Annotated in this window: 19 protein-coding genes; 4 read left to right on the plus strand and 15 right to left on the minus strand. The window is 58.7% G+C overall.

Annotated features, from left to right (window positions below):
• Positions 1–135 precede the first annotated feature (135 nt).
• From NW858_RS11000 to psbE, 5 genes are all read right to left on the minus strand, one after another.
• On the minus strand, positions 136–1029 hold the full coding sequence (locus tag NW858_RS11000) for a 4-hydroxybenzoate solanesyltransferase (RefSeq protein ID WP_414520497.1): 894 nt from the start codon (positions 1027–1029) through the stop codon (positions 136–138).
• A 455-nt stretch (positions 1030–1484) separates the two neighbouring features.
• Complete coding sequence (locus tag NW858_RS11005) at positions 1485–1604, minus strand: photosystem II reaction center protein J (protein ID WP_414335132.1); 120 nt, start codon at positions 1602–1604, stop codon at positions 1485–1487.
• Positions 1605–1744: 140 nt separating this feature from the next.
• A complete protein-coding gene (locus NW858_RS11010) occupies positions 1745–1870 on the minus strand; it encodes a photosystem II reaction center protein L (protein WP_011431223.1) in 126 nt (41 codons plus the stop codon).
• A gap of 5 nt (positions 1871–1875) precedes the next feature.
• Positions 1876–2007: a cytochrome b559 subunit beta gene (gene psbF, locus NW858_RS11015; protein WP_414335122.1), complete on the minus strand. Its 132-nt coding sequence runs from the start codon at positions 2005–2007 to the stop codon at positions 1876–1878.
• Positions 2008–2083: 76 nt separating this feature from the next.
• Positions 2084–2329, minus strand: coding sequence for a cytochrome b559 subunit alpha (gene psbE, locus NW858_RS11020; RefSeq protein ID WP_414335121.1), 246 nt, complete (start codon positions 2327–2329; stop codon positions 2084–2086).
• 308 nt (positions 2330–2637) lie between these two features.
• Between psbE and NW858_RS11025 the strand changes: the two genes are divergently transcribed.
• Positions 2638–4332 (plus strand): S-layer protein, encoded by a 1695-nt coding sequence (locus NW858_RS11025; protein WP_414509901.1) that lies wholly within the window; start codon positions 2638–2640, stop codon positions 4330–4332.
• 279 nt (positions 4333–4611) lie between these two features.
• Here the strand turns inward: NW858_RS11025 and NW858_RS11030 are convergent, their stop codons facing one another.
• Positions 4612–6327, minus strand: a complete 1716-nt coding sequence (locus NW858_RS11030; protein ID WP_414368718.1) for an HD domain-containing protein — start codon at positions 6325–6327, stop codon at positions 4612–4614.
• A 176-nt stretch (positions 6328–6503) separates the two neighbouring features.
• Between NW858_RS11030 and thrS the strand changes: the two genes are divergently transcribed.
• From thrS to NW858_RS11045, 3 genes are all read left to right on the plus strand, one after another.
• Positions 6504–8315 (plus strand): threonine--tRNA ligase, encoded by a 1812-nt coding sequence (gene thrS, locus NW858_RS11035; RefSeq protein ID WP_414520498.1) that lies wholly within the window; start codon positions 6504–6506, stop codon positions 8313–8315.
• Between the two features lie 411 nt (positions 8316–8726).
• Positions 8727–9932: a formamidase gene (fmdA, locus tag NW858_RS11040; protein WP_414334726.1), complete on the plus strand. Its 1206-nt coding sequence runs from the start codon at positions 8727–8729 to the stop codon at positions 9930–9932.
• A 65-nt stretch (positions 9933–9997) separates the two neighbouring features.
• Entirely contained in the window at positions 9998–10273 is a 276-nt protein-coding gene (locus NW858_RS11045) for an FmdB family zinc ribbon protein (RefSeq protein ID WP_414347726.1), read from the plus strand.
• A gap of 226 nt (positions 10274–10499) precedes the next feature.
• Here the strand turns inward: NW858_RS11045 and malQ are convergent, their stop codons facing one another.
• The 9 genes from malQ to NW858_RS11090 all read right to left on the minus strand — a co-directional run bounded on the left by malQ (position 10500) and on the right by NW858_RS11090 (position 20219).
• Entirely contained in the window at positions 10500–12101 is a 1602-nt protein-coding gene (gene malQ / locus NW858_RS11050) for a 4-alpha-glucanotransferase (protein ID WP_414426865.1), read from the minus strand.
• A 116-nt stretch (positions 12102–12217) separates the two neighbouring features.
• Positions 12218–13090: a polysaccharide deacetylase family protein gene (locus NW858_RS11055; protein ID WP_414509904.1), complete on the minus strand. Its 873-nt coding sequence runs from the start codon at positions 13088–13090 to the stop codon at positions 12218–12220.
• 29 nt (positions 13091–13119) lie between these two features.
• Entirely contained in the window at positions 13120–13740 is a 621-nt protein-coding gene (gene pyrE / locus NW858_RS11060; protein WP_414334730.1) for an orotate phosphoribosyltransferase, read from the minus strand.
• Between the two features lie 13 nt (positions 13741–13753).
• On the minus strand, positions 13754–14299 hold the full coding sequence (locus NW858_RS11065) for a GTP-binding protein (protein ID WP_414347722.1): 546 nt from the start codon (positions 14297–14299) through the stop codon (positions 13754–13756).
• A gap of 58 nt (positions 14300–14357) precedes the next feature.
• Positions 14358–14906 (minus strand): protoglobin domain-containing protein, encoded by a 549-nt coding sequence (locus tag NW858_RS11070; RefSeq protein ID WP_414334732.1) that lies wholly within the window; start codon positions 14904–14906, stop codon positions 14358–14360.
• A 52-nt stretch (positions 14907–14958) separates the two neighbouring features.
• Positions 14959–15327: a roadblock/LC7 domain-containing protein gene (locus NW858_RS11075; RefSeq protein WP_414334733.1), complete on the minus strand. Its 369-nt coding sequence runs from the start codon at positions 15325–15327 to the stop codon at positions 14959–14961.
• A 100-nt stretch (positions 15328–15427) separates the two neighbouring features.
• Positions 15428–16315 carry a DUF4388 domain-containing protein gene (locus NW858_RS11080; protein ID WP_414509907.1) on the minus strand — a complete coding sequence of 296 codons (888 nt, stop codon included), beginning with the start codon at positions 16313–16315 and terminating at the stop codon, positions 15428–15430.
• Between the two features lie 334 nt (positions 16316–16649).
• Positions 16650–17483: a DUF4388 domain-containing protein gene (locus NW858_RS11085; RefSeq protein WP_414520499.1), complete on the minus strand. Its 834-nt coding sequence runs from the start codon at positions 17481–17483 to the stop codon at positions 16650–16652.
• A 279-nt stretch (positions 17484–17762) separates the two neighbouring features.
• Positions 17763–20219 carry a heavy metal translocating P-type ATPase gene (locus NW858_RS11090; protein ID WP_414520500.1) on the minus strand — a complete coding sequence of 819 codons (2457 nt, stop codon included), beginning with the start codon at positions 20217–20219 and terminating at the stop codon, positions 17763–17765.
• Between the last annotated feature and the right edge of the window lie 124 nt (positions 20220–20343).

Consider the following 20343-nt stretch of genomic DNA (forward strand, 5'->3'; position numbering starts at 1 on the left):
TTGGAGTTGTCGTCATTGTACAGTTTGCTTGTGGACACGGGCCGCCTCCGCCTGGTTGGCAGGCTGCCGGGATCTAGGGCCTGCAAATTCAGGTTCCCCAATAATCCCAATCCAACGAGCTTGAAAAAGGATCCCTTAGGCCAATAAGGATCCCCCGATCATCCCCGCCAGCAGGATAAACCCTTGCACCACATTTTGGCCGAAGATGGCCGGGTACAGGGTGGGAGGGGGATTGACCTGGTAAAGCTGCCAGGTTTGCCGGGCCCAGAGGAGGGCAGCAATGGCCAGGCTGAGAAAATAAACCCAGTGCAACCTCAGGCTGATCCCCACCCCCAACAGAGCGATGGCGGCACCCAAAAAAAACAGTCCCACCGCCGTCGGCGTCTGTCGCCCGAAAAAACGGGCGCTGGAGTGGATCCCGGCCCGTTCATCGTCTTCCCGATCCGAGAGGGCGTAGACCGTATCAAACCCCAACGTCCACAACACCGTGGCCAGCCACAGCCAGCCCAACCCTTCCTCCCATAGGGGCGTGTTCGGGTCTTGACCGCTCACCGCCGTCCAACTGATGAGCACGGCAAATCCCCAGGCCAGGGACAGCACCAGTTGGGGCACCGGAAACACCCGCTTGGCCGCCGGATAGAGCAGAATCACCGGCACTGCCGCCACACAAAGGGCAAAACTGACCGGGTTGAGAAACAGCGCCAGCCCTGCCGCGCAGGCCAAACTCAGCAGGGCCATCAGGATCCCGACGCCAACCGTCAGCTCCCGGCTGGCCAAGGGGCGGTTGCGGGTGCGCTCCACCAGTGGATCCAAATCCCGATCCCAAAGATCGTTAATGACACAGCCCGCCCCACTGGTGGCCAAGCTGCCCAAAATCAGGATCCCGATCAACGGCCAGGGGGGCGTTCCCCGCCCGGCCAAAAAGGCCCCCCACAGGGCCGGGATCATCAAAATCAATCGCCCTGCCGGCTTGTGCCAGCGCAGCAGCCGCAGAACGGCCCCGCCGATGGCCCAGAGTGGGGCAGCCATAGCCAGTTTCCGGCCCAAAAGCGTGAGTTGCCGAGGGGTGTGGGCTTGACATCCTCTCCCGCTAGGCCCCGACGAGCCGTAGAGGGGAGATTCCCAGACTTCACGATCTGGGTTTCCGCTTCCTTCCCCTGCGAGTTTTTCGTAGTTGCCCTCTAGACTCATGTCTATCAGGTCTTACACTCACTCCACAGACTGTCACCGACTGTCCAGCAGCCAAAAGGTTGATGGCAGCATTGATATCCCGGTCATGGTGTGTCCTACATTGAGGTCACTCCCCTTACACAGCCCAGGGTTTCTTGCTCAGCAGTTGGGAAGAAGCGGTAGCGGAAGGCTCGTTCAGCCACACCTCACACTATAGCGCAGCCGATGGGAGGCTATCCTACTATTTGCTGGGTTCAGGGATATTGTTCGCGTTAGCGATGTGTAGCACTAACCCAAGACAAGAAGCCTCAAACTTACAGACTCGAGCCTAGGCCTACATAGGAACCGTAGAAGAAAAGCCCGACCACAGTGAGCACTCCCAAACCGGCAATCACGGCTACTATCCACAGAGGAATCCTTGCTTGACTGGTCATAGCAACTGGTCTCCAATAGAAAAAGACAAAACTGGCAGAAATTGCAGCCTCAAGTAAAAGAAATAAGGGCCAGCCAGAAGCCAACGTTGCTCCTTCTTGCCCTCTCTCAACCCCAAGAGCAGAATAATGTAACTCTGGCCTCAGTTGAGAAAGTAGCTAGAGAACAACAGCCCAACCACGAACACCAACAACAAACCCAGGTACAGGGAAGTGCGGTTTAGCTCCACCGGTTGGGTGTTGGGATTCTTTTCGGGTTGATCAGCCATTGGGTTCACCGTTGAATAAACTGCATCGCAGCAATAGCTCCCAAAAAGAAAACAGTTGGGATCGCCAAAGTGTGCACCGCCAGCCAACGGACGGTAAAAACAGGGTAGAAAACAGGTTCGTCAGATTTGTTGGCCATAGGTCTCATCCTACGCAAAAAAAACGATTTATTTACAAATTGAAACAACAAGTGGCTTGCCTGCCCGCAGCCCCTCTTAGCGAGCTAGCCTCTCCAACTGCTCCAGAGCATTGAAGCGGTCGCTGACAATCGGCAGCTCCTGCCGCTCTGCCGTGAAATACTCATTGGGACGCGGGGTACCGAAAATATCATAAGCCAGGCCCGTGCTCACAAAAAGCCAGCCTGCCAAAAACAAAGCGGGAATGGTCAGTGCGTGAATGACCCAGTAGCGGACACTGGTAATGATGTCGGCAAAAGGTCGCTCTCCGGTGCTGCCAGCCATGAAACTCCTCCCTGGGGTAAGGGCAAAAGTGCTTTCTGAACTTTCCGAGTCTATAACACAATGATAAGGATTTGGATGCACAACTACAAGTTATGAGGCAATTGCTCAGGCCCTTTGCCGCCAGGCCAGATCTCACCCGCATAGGTAAAATCTCTTAGTGGATCCCTGCGGCGAGCTTTTGCACTCGAGTTTTGAGAATCCCACTGCCAAAGGGCGCAATCCCAACTGGTATCGAAGGCTTGAGGACACGGCGGAAGTTTGAGATAAGCTGGCCCTGAGGGGATGTCAACGGAACAGGAGTAACAGCTATGCGGTGCTCGTGGCCCCTAGCTCTGAGTTTGTGTTGGACGCTGGGCTGGTCGAGCGTCAACCTGCCGGCTTGGTCTCAAGGGGTGGAGCAGCAAGCCTCGCTGGCCTGGGCCGATGCCTACGTGGCGGCGCTGGAGCGTCAGACGGATCTGGTGCTCACCCAGGAGCCGCTGTCGGCCACTCTCACCCGACTAGAATTGGCCCAGTGGCTGACGGAGTTTTTCGGCTACATCCCCAACCCCAACCAGGTGCAAGAAATTCGCGATCTCGAGCCCAATACCCCCGACTATTGGACGGCCCAGGCGGTGTTGCAGGCGGGGGCGATGCGCCTGTACGAAGGCAACGAGTTTCGTCCCCAAGGAGATCTCACCCACCTGGAAGCCCTGGCCATTTTGGTGCGGGCCCTGCAACTGCCTGCTCCCAACCAGGCCGATATTGAGCGCTGGATGGCTCTCTACAGCGATGCTGCTGAGGTGCCGGAGGTAGGGCGGGCTTTTGTGGCCATGGCGGGTGAAGCGGGGCTATTGGTGAATGTGCCGGATCCCGCCCGGCTGCGGCCCAATCGGGTGCTGAGCCGAGCTGAGGGGGCGGTGCTGTTACATCAGGCGTTGGTATATCGCGGTCAGCTTCCACCCTTGTCGCCTCCGGTGGCGCAGTTGCGACCTTCTCCCGCTGCGGTGGCTGAGACCGTCCAACCCGAAATCTCACAAACGCGGGTTATCCCTGAGTCGGGAGTGGTGCCGGCAGGGAAAGCCTTGACCGTTGAGGCCCAGGGCACTCCCAACGGCAGGGCCACGGTGGATATTGGCGACCTGGTGCGGGGTTTGCCCATGGAAGAAGTGCAGCCCGGCTATTACCGCGCCGTTTACACCCTTGGCCCTCAAGACAGTGCCTTTGGCCCCGACATCCGCATCCAACTGAGTCTCAATGGAGTCAGTACCCGCGTTCAGCGGCGGCTCCCTCAACTGGCCCTGGGCAATGTCGCTCCCCCGTCGGTAGAACCGGTGTTACCTGCTTCTGTCCCTTTGCCGCAGCCGGCTACCCCCGCTCCTCTGACCGCAGCCGGCAACCGCTCTCCACGTATTGAGGCGATTCGACTGGATCCCCAGCGCGACCTAGTGGAAGGGGATATCCTCACCATTGCCATCTGGGGGGACTCGGGAGGGATCGCCCAGTTTGATTTGGGGAATCTGGCCCTGAACCAGCCGATGCGGGAGGTGCGACCCAACCACTACGAGGGCACCTACGTGGTGGCCCCCACCCACCAAGCCAGCAACCCTGTTTTGCGAATTGTGCTCAGCAAAGACGGCCTCAGCCAGGAGTATCGCGAGATCTTCCCTTTTGCAATCGATGGATCCAAGGGAACCCGCTCCACCATTCAGCCAGCTTCTCGGCCTGTCGCTGCTGGGCCGCCTCAGATTTTTAGCATTACCACCAACAGCACCAGCCTGCGCATGGGCGAGATCCTCAAAGTCACGATGCGAGGGGATCCAGGGGGGCGGGCAGCTTTTCGCATCGTCGGGGTGACGCCAGAGGTGGAGATGCGGGAGGTGGCGCCCGGACTCTATGAAACCCAGCAACAACTGCCCTTCAACATGCAGCCGGTCAACAACGGCCTCATCGAGGTGATCCTGGAGCGGGGCGGGCAAAGAGCCACCCAAACCAGCCCCTCGCCGATCACCATCGCTCCCTGAGCAAAACTTGCCGCGCAGCATCGTGAAAACTTTATCCCGCTGGCGCAAGCCGTAGTTAAAGGCATACGATCCGATTGCCCAGCTATTGGCGATCACCGGCAGCCTGGTAGTTATAGCCATCTCAAATGGTAATAAAACATTTCTCTGCGTCGTCATTACTACGCAATGCTGTCGCGAACGCGCCGCTCTAACTCCCCTCTCCCTCTGGGAGAGGGGCTGGGGGTGAGGGCCAGCGGCAAAGTGTCTTCGTCTTGTTTGAAACGACTATATGCCCCTTGGCTAGACGGCTGCCTCAAAGGGATCCGCGCTGCGCTGAAGCTGGGTGGATAATTTGGGAATCACCTGCAGCTTGAACTGTTGCTCGAAGGCCTTTTTCTTCTCGTTCAAGCTCCACAGCTCCAGGGCACAGTCGTCGTTGGGATGCCTGGGATCCAAAATCAGCTCCATCTGGCGGGGGCCTTCTCCCAGAAGCTGAAAGCGGCAGTGGAGCCCTTGGATGGCCTGCAGGCGGCGGCGATCCAGAGCACAGGCCATGCGCAACAAGGGGCCGAGTTCCAACACCACTTGGCGATCCCGCTCGTCGCTGAGGCGCTGGAAGTTCTCGTGCTTCTTCTTGGGGGGCGACTTGCGGTGGTAGCGGGCCAGGTTGGCGATCACCTCCACCTCTTCTTCGTTAAAGCCCAACAGCTCCCCGTGGCGGATCAGATAGTAGGAGTGCTTGTGGTGGGCGGCATGGCTGATGAAGTGGCCGCAGTTGTGCAGCATGGCGGCCGCCCAGAGAAGAGCCCGCTCCCGGGATCCCCAGGAGTGCAGGATGCCGCGGGTTTGATCGAAAAGGCTGAGGGCAAACTCCGCCACCCGCTCGGCATAGGGGATCTCCACCTGATATTTTTCCGCCAACTTGAGGACGCTGCGCCGCCGCACCGAGCTGTGGTAGCGCAGCCGATCTTCAATGAGCCCCTGGCCGATCATCCAATCTACGATCAGCCCTTCCCGCAGCGCCCGCTCGCAAAACTGGATCCGCTCCACCCCCAGCAGGCTCATCACCTCCTCCAAGATGACCGCCCCGGCCAGGATGATCTCCCCGCGTCTTTCTCCCAGACCGGGCAGCTTTTGCCGCTCGGCTACCGTGAGAGAGCGCAGCTCTTTGACATAGCCCCGCAGGGCTTCCAGGCTGAACTCATACCCCTGCAGGCGAGTGGGGGGAGCACCCAAGCGGCGGCGGGCATCCAACTGGGCCAGGCACTCGATGGTGCCGGAGGTGCCCACCAAGGTCAGGGATCCCGGCTGTTGGGAAGCAGCAACGATGCGCCTCATCTGCTCGATGGGAGCTTCCAGCATGCCGCGGATGTGTTGTCGCAGGGCCTGCAGCTCGGCAGGGGTGGGTGGGTCGTGGCGCAAAAACGCTTGGGTCAGGCGCACCGCTCCCACCTTGATGCTGCGCAGGAACTCCGGCTCTTGGCCGTTGCCCAGAATCAGCTCGGTGGAGCCGCCACCGATATCCACCACCGCGTGCAGCCGGTTGTGGAACTCCATGGCCGAGAGCACGCCCAGGTAGATGCGGCGGGCTTCCTCCTGGCCTGAGATCAGCTCTACCCGCAGGCCCAGCTCCCGCTCGATCCGCTTCAAAAACTCCGGCCCATTGGGGGCTTCGCGCACGGCACTGGTGGCCACTGCAACAATATCTTGCACCTGAAAGCTTTCAGCAAGGCGGCAAAACCGCTCCAGAGCCACCCGCGCCCGTTCCATGGCGGCAGGCGTCAGGGCGCCTGTCTGGCTGCAAAACTCTCCCAGGCGGACGGTGGCTTTTTCGCGGGAGATGATGGTGAAGCTGGGGATGTGGGGGTTGATGCGCACCACCACCATGTGCAGGGAGTTGCTGCCCACATCGATGGCGGCGATAACCGGAGCAACTCCAGATTCAGAAGAGGAGACCGGTTTCGCTTCAGAGGCGGCGGCAGAGCGTTCGGCAAGGTTGGCGAGCGAAGAGACCATGAATCGAAGGGGTTGCCACACTTCTAGAATACTGTGTGCTTTCCCCCCTTTTTCCTGGCCGGGTTGTGGGCTGAGGTTCGAGGGGGCAATTCCCCCTGCCTGGGATCCCGTCTGCCCTGGGCTCAGCCTAAGATAGGGACACGGATAGTCGTTTTTTTGTCGTTAAGCGGGTTCCGATGTCTCAACCAGCCGCGTCGCCTCAGCAGGCCAACAGCCCTCTCAAGCTGCTGCGTACCCACGAATCTCCCAAGCTGGAGCGCATCCGCCACACCACCTCCCACGTTTTGGCGATGGCGGTGCAAAAGCTGTTTCCCAAGGCCCAGGTCACCATCGGCCCGACGACCGACTACGGCTTCTACTACGACTTTGACCATCCCCAGCCCTTCACGCCGGAAGATCTGGAGCGCATCAAAAAAGAGATGCAGGCGATCATCAAGAAAGGATTGCGGGTGATCCGCGAGGAGGTGAGCCGGGAAGAAGCCAGGCGCCGCATTGAAGCCCTCGGCGAGCCTTACAAGTTGGAGATCCTGGACAGCATCCCCGAAGGCGAGCCGATCACCATCTACCATCTGGGGGACGAGTGGTGGGATCTCTGTGCCGGCCCCCACGTGGAAAACACTAAGGAGATCAACCCCAAAGCTTTTGACCTGCTCAGCGTGGCCGGCGCCTATTGGCGGGGGGACGAGACCAAGCCCCAGCTTCAACGCATCTACGGCACCGCCTGGGAGACGCCGGAGGAGCTGAAGGAATACAAGCGGCGGCTGGAAGAGGCCAAACGGCGGGATCACCGCAAGCTGGGCAAGGAGCTGGGCCTTTTCATCTTTTCCGACGAGGTGGGGCCGGGCCTGCCCCTTTGGACCCCCAAAGGAACTACCCTGCGCTGGGTGCTGGAGGATTTTCTCAAGCAGGAGCAGCTCAAGCGGGGCTATCTGCCGGTGGTGACGCCCCACATCGCCCGCGTGGATCTGTTCAAGATCTCCGGCCACTGGCAAAAGTATCGGGAAGACATGTTCCCTATGATGGCGGAGAATGAGCAGGCGCGGGCGGCGGAGCAGGGCTTTGTCATGAAGCCGATGAACTGCCCTTTTCACATCCAAATCTATAAATCGGAGCTGCGCTCCTACCGCGATTTGCCGCTGCGCTATGCCGAATTCGGCACCGTCTATCGCTACGAACAATCGGGAGAGCTGGGAGGGTTAACTCGCGTTCGCGGCTTCACAGTGGACGACGCCCATTTGTTTGTCCGCACCGATCAATTGGAAGAAGAGTTTCTCAAGGTTGTCGATCTCATTCTGGTTGTTTTCGAGAAGCTCAGACTCAAGGATTTTCGCGCCCGCCTCAGCTTCCGCGATCCCAAATCCGATAAATACCTGGGATCCCCGGAAGAGTGGGACATGGCCGAAAATGCCATTCGGCGAGCGGTGGAGAAGCTATCAATGCCGCATTTTGAAGGGATCGGGGAGGCGGCTTTCTACGGGCCAAAGCTGGACTTTATTTTCCGCGACGCGCTGGATCGGGAGTGGCAGTTGGGCACGGTGCAGGTGGATTATCAAAACCCGCAGCGCTTTGATTTGTACTATGTAGCCGAAGACGGATCCCGGCAGCGGCCGGTGATGATCCACCGCGCTCCCTTTGGCTCGCTGGAGCGGCTCATTGGGATCCTCATCGAGGAATATGCCGGGGATTTTCCTTTCTGGCTGGCACCGGAACAGGTGCGCATTTTGCCCGTTTCCGACCAATACCTGGGCTATGCCACCCAGGTGCGGGATCACCTGCGGGAACAGGGGATCCGCGTCCACATCGATGCCGACAGCGACCGCCTGCCCAAAAAGATCCGCAACGCCGAGAAGGCCAGGATCCCCTTCATGCTCATTGTGGGAGAACAAGAACAGGCAACCGGCACAGTGAGCGTGCGCCAGCGCCACGGCCAAGACCTGGGATCCCTGACGGTGGCGGAGTTCCTGGCCCAGGCGCGAGCGCTGGACTAGCGGCGGTTAGGCTACCTGTTCCAGCAGCAGCTTCTCGTTTGAATCTGGTTGAAATGTCCATAGTCGTTTCAAACAAGGTTAAGACTCTTCGCTGCCGTCCCAAGCGCTCCGCGCCGCTGACGCGTTCGCCTTTGCCGGCAGGGGGTGTTGGTACCCCCGACCCCTCTCCCGCAAGGGGAGAGGGGAGCTAGAGATCAACCAGCAAGCTGTTTCATAACCGTTTGCAATGACTATAGTCACTTTGAACCGAGGTGAAACAGCCTGTCGATCTAAGCCGTTCTCCTGCCCATACGATTGTAGACAACAGCACTATCAACTGTAGCCCTTACTACAGTATTGCTTCCTTCATCGGAGATACACTTTTAGGCATCTGCAGCCTGACTCCAGAGCGACGGCTCAAGGATAGATCCGATGCCCAAAACGCTGTTTAAAGTTGACCTGACCAAGCCGATGGATCAACAGGATCTGCCAGGTCACAACCGCTGGCATCCTGACATCCCTGCGGTGGTTTCTGTGAACCCCGGCGAAGTCTTCCGAATTGAGTGTAAAGACTGGACGGATGGACAAATTAAGAACAACGATGATCCTTCCGACATTGAGCAGGTTGACCTAAGTGTTGTTCATGTTTTAAGTGGGCCTATTTGGGTTAACGGCGCCCAGCCTGGAGATATCCTGATCGTCGATCTGCTGGACATTGGGCCACTGCCGGGAGACGAGTGGGGGTTTACAGGTATTTTTGCCAAAGAAAATGGCGGAGGATTCCTCACCGATCATTTTCCCAATGCGGCCAAGGCCATCTGGGATTTTCAGGGTATTTACACCACTTCCAGACACATTCCTCATGTGCGCTTTGCCGGCATTATCCACCCTGGCCTCATCGGCTGCGCTCCATCCCACAAGTTGCTGGCAACTTGGAACAAGCGGGAGGCTGAGCTGGTTGCTTCGGCTCCTGATTTGCGCACTTACGGCGCGGGCCTATCTGGTAATCAGCCTGTGCTGGCCGCCTTGCCCAATCCCAAGAACGCGATTTTGGGAACCCTGCCCAAGTCAGAGTATGAGCGGGTTGCTGCCGAAGCGGCCCGGACGGTGCCCCCACGGGAGCACGGCGGTAACTGCGATATCAAAAACTTGTCTAAGGGAACACGGATCTACTTTCCGGTTTACGTGGAGGGTGCCAAGCTGTCGATGGGAGATATTCACTTCTCACAAGGGGACGGAGAGATCTCTTTTTGTGGCGCCATTGAAATGTCAGGCTATATCGATCTCCATGTTGATCTAATTAAGGGTGGCGTTGAGAAGTACGGATTGGTTAATCCCATCTTTAAGCCTGGCCCTGTAGAGCCGCGTTACTCAGAATATCTTGTCTTTGAGGGCATTTCTGTGGACGAGTTTACAGGTAAGCAACATTATATGGATGTTCACATTGCTTACCGACGTGCCTGCTTAAATGCCATCGAATATCTGAAAAAGTTTGGCTTTACGGGAGAACAAGCTTATCTCCTGCTTAGTTCTGCACCCGTGGAGGGCAGGGTGAGCGGGATCGTCGATATTCCTAATGCTTGCTGTACGGTGGCCGTTCCTACACAAATCTTCGAGATAGATATCCTACCCAGGTAAATCCTTAGCTGTTCTTAGATGTTTCGAGCCATCTTGATATCTTTCTCAAGTGTTGGAGTAAGAAGATGCCCCTGTATGAGTTTAAGTGTCAAAGCTGTGGTGAGTTTGAGTTATGGCGACCTCTGTCTCAATACCGGGATCCAGCGTACTGCCCCACTTGTAAGCAAGTGGGTAAGCGTCTTATTTCGGTTCCCATGATTCAACTTTCTAGTTCCTTGCCAGCTCCAAAGGGTGAAAGAGAACCTAAGTTGATCAGGCGGGAACAGCACTCAAACTCTGACTCAAACTCCCGAAGGTATCGACTCCAATCTTGTGGGCGACCCTGGATGTTGCATCATTAGTCGTTTGTGGGCTGGTCAGACCAGATGAAGGAGCCCTGCAGACAATAGCAGCTATCAGGAGCCACAGCCCTGCTTTATTCGGCTGGGAAGCAACATGATGAATCAGCGCTTTATTTCATTTATTGGTGATTCGTAAGGGCCGCCTTGTGGGCGAACTCGCGCCCAAAGAGGCCACTGAAGAGCGTCTGGAACTGCTGATGGGAGATACCCAGGATTTTTCAGCAGCTCAGGAAAAGTTGGGGGTAGTTTGAGAAGACCCTGTTGCCCGCTCTTGGGCCAAGGCTGCCCGCCGCTGCTCCAAGTCTTGCGGGGAGATGCGCCCGTAGGTGACGCTCAGCTCCGCCAGCCGCTGGGCCAGCTCCGGCCGCAGCATCTCCTCGCGGTAGCGCCAGGCCCAGTTGTTCTCGGCCCTGCCGGGGAAGTTCATGCGCGCCTCTGCCCCCAGGCCCATCACATCCTGCAGGGGAATGATGGCCAGGTCGGCCACGGAAGCCAGGGCCAGGCGAATCAGATCCCAGTGGATGCCGTCAGATCCCTGGCAGCCCAGGTAGCGCAACAGATTTTGTTTTTCCCACTCCGGGCGTTCTGGGTCATGAAACCAGCCCACCACGGTGTTGTTGTCGTGGGTGCCGGTATAGACGACGAAGTTGCGCTCATAGCTATGGGGCAAATAGGGGTTATCGGGCCCCGAGCCAAAGGCAAAGAGCAGCACTTTCATGCCGGGCAAGCCAAATTGATCCCGCAGTTGCAACACTTCCGGTGTGATGTCCCCCAGGTCTTCGGCAATCACCGGAATTTCCCCCAGCCGGTCGGCCAACGCCTGAAAGAAGTCGGCCCCCGGCCCTTTCTGCCACTCGCCTTCTACTGCTGTTTCCGCCTCGCCAGGGATGGCCCAGTAGCTCTCGAAGCCGCGGAAGTGGTCGATGCGGACGCAATCCACCTGCTTGAGAATGGCCTGGATGCGCCGGATCCACCAGTCGTAGCCGCGAGCCTTGAGCACCTCCCAGTTGTAGAGAGGGTTACCCCAGCGCTGCCCAGTGGGGCTGAAATAGTCGGGGGGCACGCCGGCTACCTGCAGGGGCCGTCCCTGCTCATCCAGGTGAAACAGCTCGCGGTTGGCCCACACATCGGCACTGTTGGGGGCGACATAGATGGGCAAGTCGCCGATCAGCCGCACCTGATGCCGATGGGCATACTCCCGCAGGGATCCCCACTGTTGGGCAAATAGGTATTGCCAAAACATCTGTTGGGTAATGGCATCGGCATAGCGGTCGCGGGCCTCTTGCAAGGCCAGGGGATCCCGTTGTGCCAGGGCCGGATCCCATTGGGTCCACTCCTGGTCACCATACACCTCTTTGAGGGCCATGAACAGAGCGTAGTCCGGCAGCCAGTCGGCCTCGGCAGCACAGTAGGCTTGAAAGGCTTCCCAGTCGGCGGCGGTGGCCTTGTCTTTGAAAGTGGCCCAGGCGCGGCGCAACAAGCCCAGCTTGAAGGGGATCACGGCTTCGTAGTCCACCCGCTCGCCATTCCCCGCCTGGATGGCCGGCCATTGGGGCAGATCCTGCCAGCCGTTGGGTTCCAGCCAACCGGCTTTGACCAGCAGCTCTGGGCTAATCAGCAGCGGGTTGCCGGCAATGGCAGAAAAGCTCATGTAGGGGGAGTTGCCCCAGCCGGTGGGCCCCAGAGGCAGCACCTGCCAGAGGCGCTGGCCGCTCTCCACCAGAAAATCCACAAACCGGTAAGCAGCCGGCCCCAGATCGCCAATGCCAAAGGATCCCGGTAGCGAGGTGGGGTGCAAGAGGATCCCGCTGAGTCTGCCCATGCGCATGGCTAAGCCTTTTTGCCCTGAGTGGTTTCACCGCCTATCGTGTCACTTTTGCAGCCCGATGGACAGCTCCAGAGGAGACAAAGTCCCAACCAAGTTGCAAAGGTGCCGGGATCCCGTCAGGCCATCTCAGGTGCAGGGCAGGCTTGGGCATACCAGTTGTAGAGGCCATCGCCGGTGGTGAGCCAAGTGTGGGGACGGGATTGGATGTGCTGCAGCGCTTTTTTCAGGGATCCCATGCGCAGAGGCTGCCCGACGATGAAGGGGTGCAGGCCAATGGCCATGATGCGGGGGGAGCGTTCCCCATCCTGCCAGAGGCGGTCGAACTGGTCGATGAGCGCTTGGGCAAAGGTTTCTGCCGGCAGGCGGGCGCTGAGACAGAGGCTGATGTCATTGGCCTCTAGCGTATAGGGGATCCCCAAGAGGGGGCCGGCGGCAGTCGGGAACCAATAGGGTTGATCGTCGTTCACCCAGTCGGTGGTGTAGCGGATCCCGGCAGCCTTGAGCAAGTCAAAGGTGTTCTCGCTAACGGAAAACCCCGGCGTCAGCCAGCCCCAAGGCCGGGAGCCCGAAACCTGCTCCAACAGGGACAAGCTGCGCTCGATCAGCTCTTGTTCGGCTGCGCGGGCCAGGCCGCTGTGGCCGGTGGAGTTGTTCCAGCCATGGGCCAGCACCGACCAGCCGTAGTGGCGGATCCCTTCGATGATGGGGGGGTAAAGCTCTACCATTTCCGCGTTCAGGGCGGCAGTTACCGGGATCCCCAGCTCGGCAAACAGCTCAAACAAGCGCCAAATGCCCACCCGATTGCCGTAGTCCCGCCAGCCGTAGTTGGCGATCTCAGGAGAGCTGGTGAGATGGGGTTGAATGGCCGTGCCCAGCCTGCCGAAGGTGAAGTGCTCGATGTTCATGACCACGTAGACGGCCACCCGCGCCTGATCCGGCAGGCTCGGCAGCTCGCGGCTGGGCAGAGCTGAGTAGGCAGGCGGCAGCATCCCCCTCTCTCCAGACACTCCATACCACCTTAGCGGGCCAGCCGGCCTTTCGATTCCCCGGCAAAGGACAAAGCCCGCACCTCTTCCAGGGTAAACAGGCGACGAAACGGGATCCCCATCTCGCGGCAGCGGTCTTCTGCCCCTTCCAGCCGATCCACCAGCGCCAGGATCCCTTCCGCCTGATAACCTGCTGCCCGCACCCGCTCGACAGCCTTCAAGGCCGAGCCGCCGGTGGTCACCACATCTTCCAAGATCCACACCCGGCTGCCCGCCGGCAACTCCGGCCCCTCAATCCAGGCCTGGGTGCCGTGACCTTTGGGCTCTTTGCGCACGATCAGGGCAGGTAGGTTGGCAGGCTCAGCGTGCAGAGAAGCCAGGCTCACCGCCGTCACCAGCGGATCCGCCCCCAGCGTCATCCCGGCCACAGCTTCGGTTTCGGGAGGCAACAGCCGATGGAGCAGGGATCCCACCAGGTAGGCACCCTGGGGATGAAGGGTGACCGGCTTGCAGTTGATGTAGTAGGGGCTCTGTTGCCCAGACGTGAGAGTAAAAGATCCCTCCCGGTAAGCCAGTTGAGCAAGGAGATACAAGAGTTTCTCCCGCGCTTCCTCTGAAGAAAGGGTCAGGGGAGAGCAATCGAGAAGCAGCACAGCAGGGATCCCCTCAGACAACCACCTGAGCCATCAGTTGCTCGACCAGCAGAAGCAGTGTGTTGGCAACAGAAGCCGGCTCTTGGGCATTCAACGTGGCGTAGGGAATTGAGCCATCTTGAGGGTTCAAAAGCAACAAAATATCTTCTGGATCCCAGGCATTGGGGTGATCGACATGGGTGATCCCGATAACCGAGGGGACATTTGTCCTCGCCTTCATAAAAGCTTGGATGGCCTGGGCATTGCGAAACTGTCCGGGCAAGTGGGCGGGCACCAAAAGGATGTACCCATGGGCGCGCTTGATCAAAATATCCCACATAAAGCTAAAACGGGCCTGGCCGGGGGTGCCGTAGAGATGCAGCCACATCTCTTCTCCCTCTTCGCCAATTCTCAGGCGGCCAAAGTCCATGCTGACCGTTGTGCTCTTCTTAAGTTCTGCCACCTCATCGGTGGCCTTGCGATCCGTGTCGACCACTTCGATCTCGCTAATGGTGCGGATAAAAGTGGACTTTCCAGCCCCCACCGGCCCGGTTACAACAATGCGGAGAATATTGTCCATAGTTAGCCTCAGTCGTAAGCCCCCAGCGCAGACCCGCCTGTACAAGCTTAATAAATATTTAAGAGGAAGCTAAGCTGGTAGCGATCAGGCGTTTAAACAAAGCCTCGCTCATGCCCGTTTCTTGCTGAACAGCGTTATAGGCCACCTCAAGATAGGCTTGCTCAATAAAGGAAAGGTCGATCATACAAACTTTGCTTAGACTCATCCGCAGCTGCTCGGGCTTGCCCTCTTTGACCAGCCGGCGGCTCACCTCCTGCACAACCGTAGCCATAGCCGGCACCACGTGTTGAGGGCCGATGCCAACCCGCACATGAACTAGGCCGATTTTCCAGCGGCGCTCGGCATACTGGGGGCCCCAGTTATCCATGCCTGTGAACATTTCCTTAAACCAGTCGGCAAAAGTCTGGCCCAGCCGCTGCCGGTTATGCTTGGCAATGACAGCCGCCATCTCGGCATCGCGATCCAAATAGCCGTAAAAGGCATCCGACATTTCTGCGGCGATGCTGCTGCCCCAGTCGGCACTCTGCTGCAAAATCCTCTTATCTTCATCTGTAAATTGGGTGCGCGACATCAGGACTTGCAGCAGCTCCAGAGGTTTGATAGCCATAGTTCCCTCAAAATCAAGTCAAAATCAAACTTAGCTTCCCCACTTAGCCTCTCTACTTCATGGCTTCCGCAATGCTTGCTGCCACACGCTTCATCTCCAAAAACAGCAAGCCCTGCTTTACCTCAGCGCTGGCAATCGTCAGCAAGACAGCATCGGGGCCGCAACTGGCTAAAACTCCGTATCCTTTTTCTCCCTGCACAAAGATTCTCTCTATGGTCCCACGACCCAACTCTTTCCCAATCCGCTCCCCCAAAGAAAGCATGGCAGCAGACATGGCCGAGGTTCTTTCCTCGTCCATGCCTATGGGCAATGTGGATGCCAAGGGTAGCCCATCAGGAGTGACCACAGCCGCTCCTTGAATTTCTGGCGTGCTGGAAACGTAGTTCTGGAGAATTGCCTGCAAAGAGGATAAATTAGCCATCCTTTCTCTCCCCGCTTTCAAGTCTTTTTATCATCTTCCCGCCCACTTTACGGTTACTGATGATCCTGCCCGCTGCAGAAGATACTGCCACAAAACCCTCTCACTTATCACGGACTCCCTTCAGTAAAGTAGCCAGTCGCGCAACCAGTGAGGGCTTGACCCGGTCGCCTCCTTCCTGGAAAGACTTAGTGCCCAGCTTTTCTTTCGCAGCTTCCAATTCCAAACTGTCTGCCACCGCTGCCGACTTATCTGAGAAAACCAGAGGCGAAGAGGGAACAATGGCCGTTGGTCTGTCACAGGGGCTGATGAGCCCCAGCTTGGCCAGGCGGGCGCAGGCATAGCGAACTTCCAGAAGATCTGCCCCCAGCAGCCGGGCCAAGTCAGTCAGCCGGCGCGAAGGTGAAACCTGCTCCAGGATCCCCCACTCCAAGGCAGAGAGCTTGTACAGGGGCAGCTCAGTGCTGGTGCGCCAGAAATAGCTGTCCGGCTGCGGCAGGTTCTCCTCAGGAAACTGATCGAGCTTAAGCTGCTGTAGCCCTTCCAGAACCACAGCACTGGCCCCCTTGCTCAGGCCAGTCATCTCCCGATAGGGCATAGGTGAGTTAGGTAGGAAGCTGAAGTGGCCCGCTTCCAGAGCAAACAAGCTGTAGAGACCCACCTGCAGTTGGTGGCGGAAGAGCTTGGCCAAAGCTGCCGGTGAGATCAACCCTTGCCGCTGCAAACACCGCCCCAGCGGCTCTTCCAGTCCACAGAAAGAAGCCAGCTTTTCCACCACCCGCTCGCTGACCAGGCCGGAACGGGCCAACAAACTCTCCAAGCGATGCTCCTCTTCGGGGGGCAGAGCCGCAATCACCCGACCTTGATAAAACCAGATTTTGTAGATGCCGTTTGGGGCCCAGATGGAAAGTTGCCCTGTCTTGCTGCCCCTTTCGATCAGTTGCAACAGATCGGGCAAAGAAAATTCCTGGAGGTCTCCAACGATGGCCATAGCAATTCTTTAGCCTCCCTTAAGTTGAGTATTGGCGCTTTCAGGGATCCTCAAAGACACCACCATTCTCATTCGCTGATTCCCAGACAACAACCGTGTAGCGACGGCAAAGCCATCTTCGCTCAAGTACTCAACCTGGCAGCAATTTTACTGACGAACGATTTCATTGGAGAGATAGGGTCTAGGCATTGAGCTGCGTAGGATTTTGGCATCAATTCCTATCACTATTGTGTCGCTCTGATCTAGATCCGTTACAACCATTCAGCTCATCTTTACCTAAATTAACTTCGTAAAGCCGGCATGGGGAAATGCCATAAGATTTTACCCTACCGGCTTATTTTTCGCGAATGGTTTTGAGGAGGGTAGAGAGGCGGCTGACCAAAGAAGGCTTAACCAGCTCCTTCTCTTCCCGAGGGTTGGGGAGAAGCTTAGAAGCCGCCGCGAGCGCAGGCTGGGGTGAAGCCGCCGAGCTGTCGCAGGGGCTGATGAGCCCCAACTTGGCCAGGCGGGCACAGGAATAGCGCACTTCCAAGAGATCTGCCTTCAGGGATTGAGCCAACTCAACCAGGTTACGAGCGGGGGAAATCTGCTCTAGGATTGCCCACTCCAGCGGCGAGAGTTTGTACAAGGGCAGCTCGGTGCTGGTGCGCCAGAAGTAGCTGTCCGGCTGCGGCAGGTTTTCTTCCGGGCGCTGCTCCAACCGAAGCTGCTGCAGCGCTTCTAGAACCACGGCGCTGGCCCCTTTGCTTAGGCCGGTCATCTCGCGGTAGGGCAGGGGCACGTTGGGCAAAAAGCTAAACTGGCCAGCTTCTAGGGCAAAGAGGCTGTAGAGCCCCACTTGCAGTTGATGGCGGAAGAGCTTGGCCAGAGCTGCCGGCGAGATCAACCCTTGCCGCTGCAGGCAAAGGCCTAGAGGCTCCTGCAAGCTGCAGAGGAAGGCTAACTCCGCCACCACCTGCTCGCTGACCAGGTTTAAGCGCACCAGCAAGCGCTCCAACCGGTGCTCTTCTTGGGGAGACAAGGCCGCCACCACTCGCCCCTGATACAGCCAAACTCGATAAATGCCAGTAGGTGCCCAAACTGACAGTTGGCCCGTTTTCTTTCCTTTTTCCATCAAATGCAACAGGTCGGCTAGGGAAAATTCCTGAAGATCTCCGAGCATTGCCATGTTTCCGCGCTCCCTCCACCTATTGGATCCCGACTTTTCAGTATTTTCTCGGTTTTTCCCTTGCTAAGCAAGGTACAAAGTAGGATCACTGCGGGCAAGTTTGAGCCCAATTCTACACTTAGATGCTCAAAAGTTACAGCCAGTTAATCTTTTCAATCAAACTTAACCAGAATTCCCACTTTCTAGGCCTCAATGGAGCGGAAGTTGTGGCAGAAATCCAGCAAAACTTCGGAAACAGCAACAGGTAGCAGTTGAGATATTTGTAGTTTTTAACACTTTTTAACTCTGACCATCAGAGGATCCACTGAATACAAAAGTTCGCTTGAGAAGGAGCGAATTGAGGACTACACTGAGGGAGCTGAAGGCCATGAGGCCGCCTGCTAGAGCGGGGCTGAGGCCGAGGCCGAATCCGGGCAGGAGCGCGCCGGCGGCCACCGGGATCCCGACCAGGTTGTAGGCGAAGGCCCAGAGGAGGTTTTGCTGGATTTTGCGGAAGGTGGCGCGGCTAAGGCGGATGGCTTCCACGACGTCCCAGAGGCGGTTGCGCATGAGGATGATATCGGCAGTCTCTAGGGCGGCAGCGGTGGCAGAGTGCAGGGCCATGCCCACATCGGCTTGGGCCAAGGCGGGAGCGTCGTTGATGCCATCGCCCACCATGGCAACTCTCTGGCCCTGGGCCTGCAGATCTCGGATAACCTGGGCTTTATCTGCCGGCTGCACCTCGGCAATGACGCGGATCCCTGGCACCTGTAGAGCTTGGGCCACCTGCTGGGCCACCTCGGCCCGATCCCCAGTCAGTAAGACCACCTGCAGGCCCATTTTCTGGAGCTGTTGCAGGGTTGCCTGGGCATCGGGCCGCAAGGGATCCTGCACCGCCAACAGCCCCACCAGGGATCTGTTCAGGGCCACGCCCACCACCGTTTTGCCGGCTTCCAGCAGCGCCTTGGCTTGGGCCTGCGCTTCAGGAGAAAGCGGGATCCCCAGGGCGGCAAACCTCTCTAGGGAGGCCAAGAGGACCTCTTGCCCTTCCACCCGCGCCGAGGCCCCCACTCCCGGCTGGGTGTGAAACTCGTCGGCAGAAAGCAAGGGCAGTCCCCGCTCGCGGGCGGCCCCCAAAATGGCTTGCGCCAGAGGATGGCGGGTGCCGCTTTCTACTGTGGCCGCCAGTTGCAGCAGCCGAGCCGGATCCAGGGCAGGGTCGAGGGCAAGGCAATCCGTTAGGTGCGGATCCCCCTGGGTGAGGGTGCCGGTTTTGTCGAAGACAACTGTTTGCAGGCGGTGGGTTTTCTCCAGGACATCGCCGCCGCGGATGAGCAGTCCCCGCTCCGCGCCCAGTCCGGTGCCCACCAAAATGGCTACTGGTGTAGCCAATCCCAGCGCGCAGGGGCAGGCCACCACCAGCACTGAGATGGCCAGCTTAAGGCTATGGAGCAGAGGGGTGGGATGGGGGGGGTGATCCCCTAGGTGCAGAGAGGAGTGGAGACCAACCCCCATCAGGATCTCGCTTCCCCAGAGCGGGATCCCGATCCAGTACCAGAAGGCAAAGGTGAGAAGAGCCAGTGCCACCACGCCGTAGGTGAAGTAACCGGCCACCCGGTCGGCCAGGCTCTGGATGGGGGCCTTGCGGGCTTGGGCTTCTTCCACCAGGCGGATGATCTGGGCCAGGGTGGTGTCTTTGCCGGTGCGCGTAGCCCGACACAGCAGCAATCCCGATTGGTTGACCGTCCCGGCCACGACCGGATCCCCTGGCTGTTTGAATACAGGTAGGGATTCCCCGGTGAGCATGCCCTCGTCCACCGTGGCCTGGCCGGCAATCACTTCTCCATCCACCGGGATCTGTTCGCCAGCCCGCACCTGCAGCCAGTCCCCCACCTGCACTTGTTCGAGGGGGCACCACTCTCCCTCTGAGGTCAGGGATCCCGCAGTCTCTTGGGGTGGCACTCGGCGAGCCAAGTTGGGGCGCAGGCTCAGCAAGGCCTGCAAGCTGCCGGCGGCCCGCAGACGGCTCTGCTGCTCCAGGGCCCGCCCCAGCAGGATGAAGCTGAGCAGCATCACCGGCTCGTCGAAAAAGCACTCCCAGCCCACCTGCGGGGCCAACAACCCCACCAAACTGGCCAGGTAGGCGGATCCGGATCCCAGGGTGACTAGGGTGTTCATGTTGGGGGCCAGCCGCCGCGCCGCCCGCCAGCCGTCCAGGACAAGGTTGCGGGCCGGGCCGACGAAGGTCAACGTCGCCAACCCCCAGTGCAGCCAGACGTCGTTGAGGACGGGCAAGCCCAGGCGGGCGAACAGATCCAGGTGGCCGGCAGCAGAGATGAGCAGTAAAAAAGCGGCGGTGAGGGCCTGGCGAATCTGGGCTTGGGTTTGCCGCCGCTGCCGCGCGATGGGATCAGCGGGCGCGTCCAGGGCATGATCCCATCCATCTGGGGAAGGAGCTCGACCTTGGGGAGAATCGGCAGCGCAGGAGCTGGGAAACCCCGCCTCTGTCAAGATGCGGGCCAGATGCTCGGGGTCAGGCCGGCTGCCAGGGGCAAATTCCACAAGGGCCGACTCGGTAACCAAATTAACGCTGGCTTTGACCACCCCCGGCTGATTGAGCAAGACTTGCTCGACAGTACGAACGCAGCCGGCACAGCTCATGCCGCCCACGTGGAGCAGCAGGGATCCCTCCTGAGGGAGCTCAGCCGGATCCCTTGGTCTGTCTGTCGCGTGGGTCATTGCATCTGTGGTGGCCATCTTCATCCTCACGTGGTTGACACCCTCCCAGCTTGCCGCAACTGCGAGGAACTCCATAGCAGCTCTTGCGGGCAGCCCTTCTTCAAAGGAGCCTGTTCAAGGATGCTAGCAACCTCCGGGAGAG

Origin of the sequence: Synechococcus sp. H55.10 (assembly GCF_047502715.1) — a bacterium.
Lineage (GTDB): Bacteria > Cyanobacteriota > Cyanobacteriia > Thermostichales > Thermostichaceae > Thermostichus.